Source organism: Actinomadura sp. NPDC048394 (assembly GCF_040651755.1).
Taxonomy (GTDB): Bacteria; Actinomycetota; Actinomycetes; order Streptosporangiales; family Streptosporangiaceae; genus Spirillospora; species Spirillospora montaniterrae.
Window position 1 is genome coordinate 53724 of record NZ_JBEZJL010000016.1, and the last position, 13567, is coordinate 67290.

At 68.5% G+C, this 13567-nt stretch carries 9 protein-coding genes and 2 pseudogenes; 5 read left to right on the forward strand and 6 right to left on the reverse strand.

The genetic code is table 11. From position 1 onward, the window contains the following. Positions 1-98: 98 nt before the first annotated feature. Positions 99-1244, forward strand: a complete 1146-nt coding sequence (locus AB0C78_RS13555) for an acetyl-CoA C-acetyltransferase (RefSeq protein ID WP_360746512.1) — start codon at positions 99-101, stop codon at positions 1242-1244. A gap of 478 nt (positions 1245-1722) precedes the next feature. Here AB0C78_RS13555 and AB0C78_RS13560 read toward each other — a convergent pair whose 3' ends face one another. Together AB0C78_RS13560 and AB0C78_RS13565 are read right to left on the reverse strand one after the other, a co-directional pair. Continuing rightward, the gene (locus tag AB0C78_RS13560) at positions 1723-1908 is read right to left on the reverse strand and encodes a hypothetical protein (RefSeq protein ID WP_360746515.1); all 186 of its coding nucleotides are present in this window, start codon (positions 1906-1908) and stop codon (positions 1723-1725) included. A 1203-nt stretch (positions 1909-3111) separates the two neighbouring features. Then, entirely contained in the window at positions 3112-4272 is a 1161-nt protein-coding gene (locus AB0C78_RS13565) for a steroid 3-ketoacyl-CoA thiolase (protein WP_360746518.1), read from the reverse strand. 631 nt (positions 4273-4903) lie between these two features. Between AB0C78_RS13565 and AB0C78_RS13570 the strand changes: the two genes are divergently transcribed. Next, entirely contained in the window at positions 4904-6721 is a 1818-nt protein-coding gene (locus AB0C78_RS13570; protein ID WP_360746521.1) for a phosphoenolpyruvate carboxykinase (GTP), read from the forward strand. Between the two features lie 267 nt (positions 6722-6988). On the opposite strand, the pseudogene AB0C78_RS13575 reads toward AB0C78_RS13570, so the two are convergent. Then, positions 6989-7067 (reverse strand): annotated as a pseudogene (locus AB0C78_RS13575) (IS5/IS1182 family transposase); the annotation flags it as partial. Positions 7068-7219: 152 nt separating this feature from the next. After that, entirely contained in the window at positions 7220-7846 is a 627-nt protein-coding gene (locus AB0C78_RS13580; RefSeq protein WP_360746524.1) for a transposase family protein, read from the reverse strand. A gap of 515 nt (positions 7847-8361) precedes the next feature. Here AB0C78_RS13580 and AB0C78_RS13585 point away from each other — a divergent pair. From AB0C78_RS13585 to AB0C78_RS13595, 3 genes and pseudogenes are all read left to right on the forward strand, one after another. After that, the gene (locus AB0C78_RS13585; RefSeq protein WP_360746527.1) at positions 8362-8700 is read left to right on the forward strand and encodes an Lsr2 family protein; all 339 of its coding nucleotides are present in this window, start codon (positions 8362-8364) and stop codon (positions 8698-8700) included. A 420-nt stretch (positions 8701-9120) separates the two neighbouring features. Then, positions 9121-10290, forward strand: a complete 1170-nt coding sequence (locus tag AB0C78_RS13590; protein ID WP_360746755.1) for an IS110 family transposase — start codon at positions 9121-9123, stop codon at positions 10288-10290. Beyond that, a pseudogene (locus tag AB0C78_RS13595) lies at positions 10227-11190 on the forward strand (ADP-ribosylglycohydrolase family protein). Before AB0C78_RS13590 ends, AB0C78_RS13595 begins: the two are co-directional and overlap by 64 nt. Before the next feature lie 939 nt (positions 11191-12129). Here the strand turns inward: AB0C78_RS13595 and AB0C78_RS13600 are convergent. Continuing rightward, positions 12130-12498, reverse strand: coding sequence for a hypothetical protein (locus AB0C78_RS13600; protein ID WP_360746530.1), 369 nt, complete (start codon positions 12496-12498; stop codon positions 12130-12132). Between the two features lie 415 nt (positions 12499-12913). Beyond that, the gene (locus tag AB0C78_RS13605) at positions 12914-13453 is read right to left on the reverse strand and encodes a DUF6879 family protein (protein WP_360746533.1); all 540 of its coding nucleotides are present in this window, start codon (positions 13451-13453) and stop codon (positions 12914-12916) included. Positions 13454-13567: the final 114 nt, after the last annotated feature.

Consider the following 13567-nt stretch of genomic DNA (forward strand, 5'->3'; position numbering starts at 1 on the left):
CGCCGTGTTGGCATGGAGGTCAGGTAAGTTGTCACTGACAAACCGAATATAGTTCGGTTTTGGGTGGAGGGTCCGCCCTCATGGAGCTTGGAGGCGCAATGGCCGAGGCGTACATCGTCGAAGCGGTCCGTACCCCGGTAGGGAGTAAGAAGGGCGCGCTCGCCGGAGTTCACTCAGCCGACCTCGGCGCCCACGTGCTGGAGAACCTGGTCGAGCGCGCGGGCATCGCCCCGGCCGCCGTCGAGGACGTGATCATGGGCTGTGTCATGCAGGTCGGCATGCAGACCCTCGACCTGGCGCGCACCGCGTGGCTGTCGGCGGGACTGCCCGAGAGCGTGCCCGGCGTCACCATCGACCGCCAGTGCGGCTCTTCCCAGCAGGCGGTTCACTTCGCCGCGCAGGGGGTCCTGTCGGGGACCCAGGACCTGGTCGTCGCGGCGGGCGTGGAGAACATGGCCGCCGTGCCCATGGGCGCGTCCGTTCCGTTCGGCGCCGACGGACCCATCGCGGGCTTTCCCCACGGTGAACGCTGGGGCGCTCGCTACGACCAGGAGATCTCCCAGTTCCGCGGCGCGGAGCTGATGGCCGAGAAGTGGGGTCTGACCAGGCGGCAGCTGGAGGAGTTCTCGCTGGAGTCCAACGTGCGTGCGGGCAAGGCCGTCTCCGCCGGCCGCTTCGACCGCGAGATCGCCCCGCTGGCCGGGCTCGAGCGTGACGAGTGCGCCCGCCCCGACAGCACCCTGGAGAAGATGGCGACGCTGAAGCCCCTGCGTGAGGGCGGCGTCATCACCGCCGCGGTCTCCTCGCAGATCGCGGTCGGTGCCTCCGCGCTGCTCATCGCCTCCGAGGACGCCCTCCGCACCCACGGCCTCACCCCGCGGGCTCGGATCCACACCCTGGCACTGGCGGGCTCGGACCCGGTCTACATGCTGACCGGCCCAATCCCCGCGACCGAGAAGGCCCTGGCCAAGGCCGGGCTGAAGATCGACGACATCGACGTCACCGAGATCAACGAGGCGTTCGCCCCGGTCGTGCTGGCCTGGCAGAACGACCTCGGCGCCGACCCGGCCAAGGTGAACCCGAACGGCGGCGCGATCGCCTTGGGTCACCCGCTCGGCGCGACGGGCGGCATCCTGATGACCAAGCTCCTGCACGAGCTGGAGCGCACCGGCGGCCGCTACGGCCTCCAGACGATGTGCGAGGGCGGCGGCCAGGCCAACGCCACCATCATCGAGCGCCTCTAGACAAGCGGTCGGCGCCCTTCCCGGCGCCCCATCGTGGGACTGGGCCGGAACCCTTCCGAGCCGGTCCTTCGGTCGGAAGGTTCGGTGCCCGCGTGGGCGCCATCTCGTGAGGACCCGCCAAGCGATGACCAGAACGACACGCGGATCCTCCCTCCGGACCATGCGCGGTATCACCATTCCCCGGGTCGCCGCCTGCAGATGCCATGCAAGCCGGCGGAGGTGCGTCCATAAGCACGCCGGCGGGCTGGACACCGTCCCCGGTCACCACCCGGCTCGCTCGATCTAGGTAACCGCTCGGGACACAAGCCGAGGCGGGAGGCTGATCCGGGCTGGTCGTCCACCAGACACCTCAGCCGTGGTCGTCGCGGTCGGGCCGCCACGTGGACGGCTGCGCCTGACCCGGTGCAGCCCACCTCATTCGTTGCCGTGCCCAGGTGCACCGCCCGCTGGCAGCGCCTCGGCGTCAGCCGTATCGGCCCTAGTGCGCCCACCACAGGGCGGTCAGAGCGATCACGTGCGTGACCACCACGACGCCGACTCCGAAGAAGAACAGGAACTTGGCCGGTGCGTGCGGGAAGACCTTGCCGGGCTTGAGTGGACCGAGCTCGCGTTGGCGTGCGGCAATCCGTTCCTCGATGGGCGGGCGTTTGAAGATCATCGACATGACTCCTGGGGGCGTGCCGCTAGGGCGGCAGGTGACCGTGAGGGTTTCGTTGGCGACAGCGAAGTCACCGGCCGAAAGGGCGCGGCCGGCAAGAGGCTCATCGCTGCAACCTCAAGCGCGCGGCCTTACGGTCTCAGATCGGCCGTGACCCCGCGGTGAAGGCAGATCACGAAGGCACCTCAGACCTCGCTCGGCGGATCTGGACACGTGGCGATGGCCCGGGGAGGGGCGGCGTGCATCTGCCGCCTCAGCCGGGACGTACTCGGTCGTTCTCACCCCGATCCGCTCACCCCGATCCGCTCACCGTGAGCACTCGCTCCCCGGCGCATGGACCGTGGAACTCGTGACCAGGCGGTCAGGACGTGGTGAGCCGATCTCTCAACGCCCCCAACCGGCCGCTCGCTGCTCTGTGACAGTTTCGTCCCCCTCTTCGCCATCGATTTGCCAATATTAGCAATTGCCTATCCTGTCAGCGGCCTGGGGGTGCTGCAGTCGAGGGATCCATCGCCTCCTGCCGGCTGCCGCTCCGACGAATCGCATTCGCAGTCGAGGTCGTCCGATCGGAGGCCGGGCCGGGCTCGTTGCGGCAACAGCGGCTGCGGCCTGGAGACGGCCGGCCCGGCACCGTCGAAGTTCCGGCGGACAGCCGGCGGCGGCTGCAGGAAGTTGCGCAACCCACCGGCGATGCCCTCCCCGCGCGTCGGGGAGGGGGGGTCCCATCCGCGCGGAGAGGGCATGCGGTGCCTCAAACGACCAGCGACCTGTAGAAGCGACCCACTGGGCGCGCCTCATGGTGATCACCAGAGCCCCGGCCGCGCTCGTCGGCTCGAACTCGCCGGGGCGGATGTGAAGCGCGTGGTTCGCTCCTCAGAGACACTAGACGTGTGGGCAATTGCTAATATTAGCAAGTTGTTAGCTCTTGTGTCTGGAAGGGATGCCAATGCCTTGGATGCCTGGCAGCCTGCACGGCCTGACCGACGCGACGCCGCTGCTGTGCCTGGGCTGCCGGACCGTGGGCCCGGTGTCCGGGCTGCGCGCTCGGGTGGCCTGTCCGGTGTGCGGCAGCACTCGCTTTCTGCGTCATCGGCGGACCCGCGCGATCTTCAGTGTGATCGACTTGGCCGCTCACCGGTCGGGCAGCCCGAGCCCGAGACGGAGCAACGAGCGAGGCTGACCGCGACCGGCAGGACAGTGCAGCCAGCTTCAGATGCGCTCGATGATGGAGGCCGTCGACAGCGCGCCGCCGCAGCACATCGTGATCAGCGCGGTCTGGGCGTCGCGGCGCTCCAGCTCGTGCAGCGCCGTGGTGATCAGCCGGGCGCCGGTGGCGCCGACCGGGTGGCCGATCGCGATCGCGCCGCCGTTGACGTTGACGGTGTCCATGTCCGGCTCGTGCACCGACGCCCAGGACAGGACCACGGCGGCGAACGCCTCGTTGATTTCGGTGATGTCGATGTCGCCCATCGTCATCCCGGCCCGCGCGAGGACCCGCTCGGTCGACTGGACCGGCCCGTCCAGGTGGTAGTACGGCTCGCCGCCGACCAGCGCCTGCGCCCGGATCCGGGCGCGCGGCCGCAGGCCCAGCTCGAACGCCTTCTCCTCGGACATGACGACCACCGCGGCGGCGCCGTCGGAGATCTGCGACGAGGTGCCGGCGGTGTGCAGCGTCCCCTCGCCGAGCACGGGCCTGAGCTTGCCCAGGCCCTCGGCGGTCGTCTCGCGCAGGCCCTGGTCCCGGGTGACGGTACGGGTCTCGCCGGTCGGGTTGCCGTCGGCGTCCAGCACCGGCGCCTCGATCGGGACGACCTCCCGCTCGAACCGGCCGTCCGCCCACGCCTTGGCGGCCAGCTGCTGCGACCGCGCGCCGAACGCGTCCAGGTCGGCGCGGGTGAGGCCGCGCCGCTGCGCGATCCGCTCGGCCGCCTCGAACTGGTTCGGCAGGTCCAGCGACCAGTCGTCCGGGCGCGGGTTGTGCGGCAGCACGTTGGTGCCGAGGGGCGCGCGGCTCATCACCTCGACGCCGCAGCCGATCGCGACGTCCACGACGCCGGCGGCGACCTGCGAGGCGGCCAGGTGGACGGCCTGCTGCGCCGACCCGCACTGCGCGTCGATCGTGGTGACCCCGGTCTGCCAGGGCAGGCCCGCGTACAGCCAGGCGTAGCGGCCGATGTGCGAGCCCTGCTCGCCGGCCTGCGTCACGCAGCCCGCGAAGACCTGCTCCACCTGCGCGGCGTCGATGCCGGCGCGCTCGACGGCGGCGATCAGCGTGTGGGAGAGGACGGCCATCGGCTTCAGTCCCGCCAGCCAGCCGTTGCGCTTCCCGAGCGGCGTGCGCACCGCCTCAACGATCACCGGATTCGCCATGACACTCCCATCACGTACTCAAACTGTGAAACAAGTTCTATGAACATGACCAAGACAATAAACGAGAACAAGAACATGTTCTAAAGCAGGGTGCCTGGTCGTCGGAGCCGGTCAGTGTGCGGCGGACGCACACCGCAACCATCGCTGGCCAACAGCGAAGCCGCCCGCGCCCGCCCCCGGGCGTACCGGCTCGCGAGCAGTCATCGGCGAACGCTCTCGGCGCACCCTCAACCGCGCATCTGGCGACCGCCCCGCGCCGAGCGAGTTCCTGCCGGCGCGAGGCGGCCGCTTTCCGCCACCGCGACCACCCGGGCCTGCCGTCGCTCGACGAAGAAGAGTCCGGCGACGGCCGGTTTCGGCTCCGGTAGCGGCCTGCCCATCCTCGCCGAAGCGGGACGGGTAGCGGGGTGGCCGCGACCGCACCAGGTCGGACCGCCCGCCCGAGGAATGCGCGCGCCGCACAACCAGGGCGAGAACGCCGACTCGGCGGGGTAGCCACTTTGGCAATTGCTAAGATTAGCAAGTCCCTATGCCTCAGTGCGGCGTGAGAAGTGAGTCCCCAGTCGATCGGGCCGACCACCTTCGGCCTCACCCGTCTCGAGCCTGTGGTCAGCTACGTCCGAGGAGAGCCATGTCCCACTTGATCCCTTCCCGCCACCACGCACCGACCAGCAACTTCGAGCTGGTCAAGTGGGTCCGCGAGATCGCCGAGCTGACCCAGCCCGACCGCGTCGAGTGGTGTGACGGCTCGGACGAGGAGTGGGAGCGCCTGACCGGCCTGCTCGTCGAGCAGGGCACCCTCACACGTCTCGACCCGGCGAAACGGCCGAACAGCTTCCACGCCGCCTCCGACCCGACCGACGTCGCCCGGGTCGAGGACCGGACCTTCATCTGCTCCGAGAAGGAGGAGGACGCCGGCCCGACCAACAACTGGATCGCACCCGGCGAGATGCGCCGCACGCTCGCCGACCTGTTCGCCGGCTGCATGCGCGGCCGCACCATGTACGTCGTCCCGTTCTCCATGGGACCGATCGGCAGCGCAATAGCCCAGCTCGGCGTCCAACTCACCGACTCGGGCTACGTAGCCGCCTCCATGCGCATCATGACCCGCATGGGAAATCCCGCTCTGCGCGAGATCGAACGGCAACGCTCCTTCGTCAAGGCCGTCCACTCGGTGGGCGCGCCGCTGGAGCCGGGGCAGGCCGACGCCGCGTGGCCGTGCAACTCCACCAAGTACATCACCCACTTCCCCGAGACCCGCGAGATCTGGTCCTTCGGGTCCGGCTACGGCGGCAACGCCCTGCTGGGCAAGAAGTGCTACGCGCTGCGCATCGCCTCGACGATGGCGCGCGACGAGGGCTGGATGGCCGAGCACATGCTCGTCCTCAAGCTCACCCCGCCGGAGGGCGAGACCCGCTACGTCGCCGCCGCGTTCCCGTCGGCGTGCGGCAAGACCAACCTCGCCATGCTCGAGCCGACCATCCCGGGCTGGAAGGTCGAGACGATCGGCGACGACATCGCCTGGATGCGGTTCGGTGACGACGGCCGGCTCTACGCCATCAACCCCGAGGCCGGCTTCTTCGGCGTCGCGCCCGGCACCGGCGAGAGCACCAACGCCAACGCGGTGAAGACGCTGTGGGGCAACAGCATCTTCACCAACGTCGCGCTCACCGACGACGGCGACGTCTGGTGGGAGGGCCTCACCGACGAGCCGCCCGCGCACCTGACCGACTGGAAGGGCAACGACTGGACGCCCGCGTCCGACACGCCCGCCGCGCACCCGAACGCCCGCTTCACCACCCCGGCCGGGCAGTGCCCGATCATCGCCGACGAGTGGGAGGACCCGAAGGGCGTGCCGATCTCGGCGATCCTGTTCGGCGGCCGCCGCGCGTCCGCGGTGCCGCTGGTCACCGAGTCCTTCGACTGGCAGCAGGGCGTGTTCCTCGGCGCCAACATCGCGTCCGAGAAGACCGCCGCGGCCGAGGGCACGGTCGGCGAGCTGCGCCGCGACCCGTTCGCGATGCTGCCGTTCTGCGGCTACAACATGGGCGACTACTTCGGCCACTGGCTGGAGATCGGCAAGGCCACCGACGCCGAGAAGCTCCCGCGGATCTACTACGTCAACTGGTTCCGCAAGAACGCCGACGGCAAATTCATCTGGCCCGGCTTCGGCGAGAACAGCCGCGTCCTGAAGTGGATCGTCGAGCGCCTCAACGGCAAAGCCGACGCCACCAAGTCCCCGATCGGGCACCTGCCGACCAAGGAGGCCCTGGACACCGACGGCCTCGACCTCGACGACGCCGACCTGGAGACGCTGCTGTCGGTCGACACCGAGGTGTGGAAGCAGGAGGCCGCCCTCGTGCCGGAGTTCTTCGAGAAGTTCGGCGACCACACGCCGAAGGCCCTGTGGGACGAGTACCACGACCTGGTCCGCCGCCTTAGCCGCTGAGCCTCTCCTGTTTCGCCCTGAGATAGGGCGAGGATGGCTCGGTCGATGGCCGTCAGGCGACTGGGTAAGCAGCAGACTTTGCCCAGGCTCTGCCAGATTTGAGGGTGGCAGCCCCCGCTCGCCGACCGCGCGAACCCGGGCGCGCTACCAATTAAACAGCTAAGTTATTTGTTCGCTGAACATGCGGCCCTTCTTCCACTTGTACGGGCTGCCAGTCGAGCCGTCGGCGCCAGCACAGGGCTCGTACGCGTAGCAGGCGATCGTGCGGCGGATGAGCGCGATCGATGATGCCGTGCCTGCGGGCCGCGGCGAGATCGTGCGTCGAACCGGGAAGCGTTGGCGAAGCCCGATCGGCCGGCTGTGCAGGTCGGTCAGAAAAGCACCGGCCGACCGACGAAGCCCGCGCTTAGCGACGCCAACCGACGGCCAACCACCACCCGGCTTGGCCGACAGGCCAGCAGAACCTCATGCCTCGGTAACAATGAGCTGATTCCAACCTCATCTCGCCTGGTGGTGGAGGGTGAGAATGGCTCGGACGATGTCGCTCAGTCGGCTGGGTGAGCAGCGGGCCTTCCGTAGGATGTGCCAGTTTTTGAGTGTTGCTGCGCCACGTTCGCCCAGGGCGCGGATTCGGGCATGGTGCCGGTTGAACAGCTTCTTGCGTTTGCCCAGCTTGCGCCCCTTCTTGCGCTTGTAAGGGGTGCCGATCGCTCCGCCGGCGCCGACGTAGCTTTTGTCAGCGAAGCAGGCGATCGCTCGGCTGGTCAGGCCGTCGATGATGCCGTGGACGCGGGCAGCGGTCAGATCATGGGTCGAGCCCGGCAACGCCGGTGACGCCCAGATCAGCTCACCATGCGGGTCGGTCATGAACTGCACGTTCACCCCGTGCCGACGGTGCTTTCCCGAGTAGTGCAGCCGGTCGGCCGCCCCCGAGAGCCGGTCGGTCGCGATCAGCGAGCCGTCCAGGATCACAAACGCCTTGCGTGCCGCGCTCCGCAGCGCCTGCCGCCCCTCAGGCACCGAGCGCCACCGCGAACCGATCCGCCGGCGGTGGCGCCGGATGAGACCGGCCACAAAGTCGCGAGTCGGGTGCGACAGATCCAGCGCAGCACGATAGAACAACACAGAAGCTCCTGTGCAGATGGTTGATCTTGGTCGACAACTCATCTACCAGGAGCTTCTCTACGTAACGATCAAGACTGGCGACCCGCAACCGGTTCGTGACCGGCAGCCTCAGGTTGGAATGGGCTCAATTATGGCTTCTCCTCAAGGAGCCGCCGAAAAGCTCACCGGCCGAGCCCCATCTCTCGAAGATATGGCGTTTGACTTCGATGGCTAGAGAATGCTTGGTGGATCGCACGTAATGCCGGTGGGCCTTCTATGAGCTATCGGTCTGAGGAAGCTGTTTACGGGGTTTGCTGTTGATGGCATCGAGAAACACTACGCTCTGTTTTTGCCGCACCAGTTTCACTTGATGGTGTGTCAATCAAACAAAAAGGCAATGCATGGCATCGCCGTCATTTGGCCTGGTTTGATCGCGCGGCTGCGGTCGGTGGTTCGATTCGATATTTTCGGTCGACCGGTTAGCGAGATCGGGTATCGTTGTGGTTGACCGGTAGGGTGACCAGAAGGAGTTCGGTATGGCGCAGAAAGTGCAGATTATTCTGACCGACGACGTTGATGGCGGCGAGGCTGCCGAGACGGTGTCGTTCGCCATCGACGGCGCGGCCTACGAAATCGACCTCAGTGAGGCCAACGCTGCCAAGCTCCGCTCGGCCCTGCACCCGTTCATGGGCGGTGGCCGGCGCCTCAAGGCGGTCAAAAGCGGGAAGGTGACCGGCCGCGGCGGCGCCGGCACTTCCGCCGGCGGGGGTCGGTCAGGCGACATCCGCGCGTGGGCCAGGGAGCAGGGCATCGCGGTCAGCGACCGCGGCCGTATCCCGGCCAACGTGATCGAGAAGTACCAGGCCGCTCACTGAGCAGCCCGCTCCCACTCGCACAGGGTCTCTGTGACCGCGGTCAGGCGGTACGGCGCAAAGCCGCACAGAGACACTTCCCCGCGCAGCCAGCGACAACGGTAAAGCGGGCCTCAGTAGGCTGCACCGATGAAGCGGAGCGAACGGGCGGCCGGCGCAGTCGTCGGCTCAGCGGTCCCTACCGTTGATGCATCCAGCCCGTCGTAGGGTGCGGATGCCCCGGCAGGGGCGGGTGTGGCTTTCAGCGGTCTGCCGTTCACGTGTGGCTTCCTCCGACTCGCCGCCCGCCCCTGCGTGACGGACTCGGCCTCTGATTGAGAGTTGCGAGCGCATCGCTGTGTAGGGACCTGATGGCGAGGTCGTCTGCGGGCTGGATCGAGAACCCTCAGGTGGGAGGCATGGTTGGAACGCGCGTGGGCCGGGATGGACATTGGCCGCCAGCATCACCACGTCGGCGTGGTCGACATCGATGGCCGGCGGCTGCTGTCGCGGCGGGTGGCCAACGACGAGGCGGCGCTGCTGGAGGTGATCGGCCAGGTCATGGACCTGGCCGGGCAGGTGACCTGGGCGATCGACCTGCACAGCAGCGAGTCGGCGCTGCTGCTGACCTTGCTGCTCGATCACGACCAGAAGGTCGTCTACGTGCCCGGGATAACCGTCAACCGGGCGGCCGAGGGCTACAAGGGCGCAGGCAAGTCCGACGCCAAGGACGCTCTGATCATCGCCGACCAGGCCCGGATGCGCCGCGACCTGACCGTCCTGGACGGCGATGACGAGCTGGTCGTCGAGCTGCGGCTGCTGGTCGCCCGCCGCCGTGACCTGGCCGCCGACCGCACCCGCGCGGTCAACCGGCTGCACGACCAGCTGCTGGCCATCTGCCCCGCGCTGGAGCGGGCCCTGGAGCTGACCAACCAGGGGCCGCTGGTGCTGCTGACCGGCTTCCAAACCCCTGCCGCGCTGCGCGAGATCGGCATCGAGGGCCTGACCGACTGGCTACGGGCCCGCAAGGTCCGCAGCGCCGCCGCGCTGGCGGCCACGGCCGTCGCCGCGGCCGCCACTCAGCACACCACACTGCCCGGCCAGCAGATAGCCGCCCGCCTGGTGGCGCAGCTCGCGGAGGGGGTGATCACCCTCAACGAGCAGCTCAAGGACGTCGACCAGCTCATCGAGGACCGGTTTCGCCGCCATCCGTGCGCCGAGGTGATCATCAGCATGCCCGGCATCGGAGTCCTGCTGGGCGCCGAGTTCCTCGCCGCCACCGGCGGCGACATGGACCGGTTCGCCTCGGCCGACCAACTGGCCAGCTTCGCCGGCGTCACCCCCGTGCCCCGCGACTCCGGCCGCGTCCAGGGGAACCTGCACCGGCCCCAGCGCTACAACCGCGCGCTGCAACGCGTCTTCTACACCTCCGCTCTGATCAGCATCCAGTCCTGCCCCGACTCGCGACGCTTCTACGACCGCAAACGCACCGTGGGCAAACGCCACACCCAAGCCGTGCTCGCACTGGCCCGACGACGCGTCAACGTGCTGTGGGCCCTGCTGCGCGACGGACGCGTCTACCAACCCACGCCCCCCTTGCCCGCTGCGGCTTGACAACGTCATTGAAAGTCGGCGACGCGCTGGGCGCCCCCTTCGAGTTCGGCCCGCCAGATGCGTTCTCCGCTCGCTTCCCGCAGCCCGGTGCGGGCGGTGAGATGTGCGGGGGCAGAGGCTGGGACCCGGGTGAGGCGACGGACGACACGCAGATGGCGGTCCTGGTCGCCGACTCCCTGATCGAGCGCGGCGGCCTTGACCTGCCGGACATCTTCGCCCGCTTCCAGCGGTGGGCCGCGTCCGAACCGGAGGACATGGGGCTGCAGACCGCGGACGTGCTCACCAACGGCATGCCATGGGACCTGGCCGCCGCCGTCCACTTCCAAGTCAACCGGCGGGCGGCGGGCAACGGGCTCGCTGATGCGGGCCGCCACCTCGGCGGTCTACTCCGCCCGCGCCGGGCAACAGGCCATCATGGACGCGGCCCGCCGCATCGCCGCCCTCACCCACGGCGACCGCGTGGCCTGGGAGGGCACCGCTGTCTTCCACGAACTCATCCGCCGCGCCCTTGACGACGCCGACCCACTCGCCGCGATCCCCGACATCCTGGCCGCGGTGTCTCCTGGACACCGTGAACGGTACGCAGCCATCCTGGCGCCCGGCTGGCATCCCGACCAGGCCACCGAGGCCAATGGTGCCGTGTGGCCGTGCTTGGGCTCCGCGGTTTGGGCGCTGCGCACCAGGGGCGGCTACGGGGAGGCGGTGCGGGCGGCGATCGACCTCGGCGGTGACACCGACACCGTCGCCGCGGTCACCGGCGGCCTCGCCGGCGCCCGCTACGGCCTGGACGCGATCCCGGCCCGCTGGACCGAACCACTCCACGTCCCCCTGCCGGGCTACGGCGACCGCGCGCTGCGGCTCGCCGAACTCCTTGACCTCGCCCACCGCCTTGTGACCTGACCGGGCCCTGTGGACGGATTCGCGCACAGGTGAACGCTGACCGGTCGCCGGTGAGGCGGTTGGACTGTCACCGGTCCGCGCGGTGTGGAAGGCTGCCGGTTCAAAGCCGGCGGATTGAATCGGATGTGTCGGTTGGCTAGATCATCTGCTGAAGTAGTTGTGGAGGGCGGCGTTGCAGGCGGCTTGGCGGGTGCTGTCATGTGGGAATCGGCGGCGGCATTCGGTGCCGACCCACTTCGGCGTCCGGTGCTTGCGCTTGGGCTGTCGAAGGTGAGTGCGCCGGCCGCTGTGATGGATGGCGTGGGTGGAGGTTTTGTGTGTTCTTGCTGCTCTGGGCCGGTTCGGCGTCCAGGGGTGACGGGATGCGGTATCGGTTCTTGGTGGCTTGACCGCTGGGACGGTGGCGGGCCGACCAGGGGCGTCCTTGCGGGAGAAGCGGTGCTGTTCAGGGATCTTACGATTCGGCGCGCTCGAGGGGCTGGGCGTCGCCGGCTCCGGTGCGGACACCTGAGGTGCCCACGCACGGGCGGCGGCGCTGGTAGGCCGCGCGTTCGCAGTCGACCATCTACCGAGTTCGAACGCTGTCACGGCGCCCGTGGCAATGAACGCGCCCGCGATGGTCGCAGCCATCCACTTGCGGTTGCGGACGGGAGACCGACGGTGCCTGTGGCGGGGCTTGATACGCCATGGCTCGTCGGGCTCGGGCGGGGTGCGCCTGCGGGAGGCCGGTGGCAGGTCGTTCAGCATTCTGCATGGGTACCGAAGCCCCTCGCCCGGATGCGATCGGACAGGCTCCGCCCTGTGCTTTGTTGACTCGATCGGTAGCCACCCGTAGGGGAGTGGCAGGCGGCAGGGTTCCTGTCTCGGGCGCCGAATGTGAGTCGGTGCGTGGACGCTTTGAGTCCGCACTCGCCCCTGGAGGTAATGGTCTGCCCTCTCTCACCCCATCGCGTGGCGCCCGACGTGCCCGTTGGGCAGGGAGCACAGGTGGCCCGAGGTGGATTCGCGGCTGCAATAGCCCGCAGCGAAGATGCGCGTGTGTTCCCCGGCCCAGGCGACCCACAGGGTGAGCTCGCGGCCCTCGGCAGCGAACGCGACGTGTTCGCCGGTGTGCCCGCGTTCGTGACTGCACTGCAAGATCGGTTCGGGGCCGAAGTCGAGCCGGAGCTGACCGTGGCGCCAGGGCAGGCGGACCAACTCGGCGAGATCGGCGTCAGCGAGCTCGATGGACACCTGGCATACGGGCGCTTCGACGTTCGGGACGTTGAGCGGGAACTCATCAGCGGTGAGATCTGCGAAGACCTTCATGGGCGCTGATGATTCCGGTTCTGTGGGCCGCACAGCTTGTCTAGCGGGTCGGCGGCGCGTCTGCCCATAACGTACAAATGCCGTGTCTCGCCCTCGCGCTGTAGCGCGACCTCGAATGCTTCCTGCTAGCGCCAATCGCCGTGTCTAGTGCTCTTGACCATGTTCGAGGTAGCGAGTGGTGCCGTCGTGGTGCGCGGCGTGGGCGTGCGGTCGTGGTCGTCAGGCCCTAATGTCGGCGACGGTGGGGCGCGCTGAGCGCGATCGATCTTGCCGACTTTCCAGCGGTCCCATCCGGCGGCTTCGGTGAGGTAGTCGGTCTTGATCTCGGAGTTCAGACGGATCTCGCGCAAGCGGTCGGCGAGCCGCCTGAACGGCCGGGTACTGGGGTGCTGGCACGGTGATCAGTATCGATCGGCTACTGCGGGCGGTAGTCCTTGTGTGGGGTGGCCCGCTCCCAGACCGCGTCGAATGCGCGACCGCACTGCTCGACCAGCGCCTGGTCGTCGGTCAGCTCCGCGCCCAGGTAGTCCCCGATGCCGGAGAAGTAGCCGAAACGAACGAGGCGGTCGTCCAGGAGCCAGAAGTCGTTGGCGGGCAAGCACAGGCCGGCGGCCTGCCGGCGAGGCAACCAGCGGACCTGTTCGCCGGCCGCCTCGTTGAGCGCGCCGGCGCCGTCGTACTCGAAGCGGATGAACGGGGCCAGCGGTTCGGAGACGACGCGGACGCGGCGCATGGTGACGCTGTGTCCCACTGTCGTCCGGACGATCTGCGCCCACTGGTGTTCGTGCTCGGCGATGTCGGCTGGGGTTACCTGTCCCTTCAGCCAGTGCAGGAAGAGCGGGTCGTCGGGCGTGTAGGCATCTCTGAGTTCGAGGTGAACTGCTGTCCGCTCCACCGTGGCGAACAGTGCGGCGAAGTCTTCTGGATCCAGATCCTCAGGTCGCGGTCTCGTCACGTAGTGCCTCCAAGATGGTCTTCCGCTTCCGGGCCGGGAAACTCACCACGCTCTCGTGAGGGGCGAGCGGACTGTTCTTCCCGGCCTCGACAAGCACCTCTGGATCGGAACACG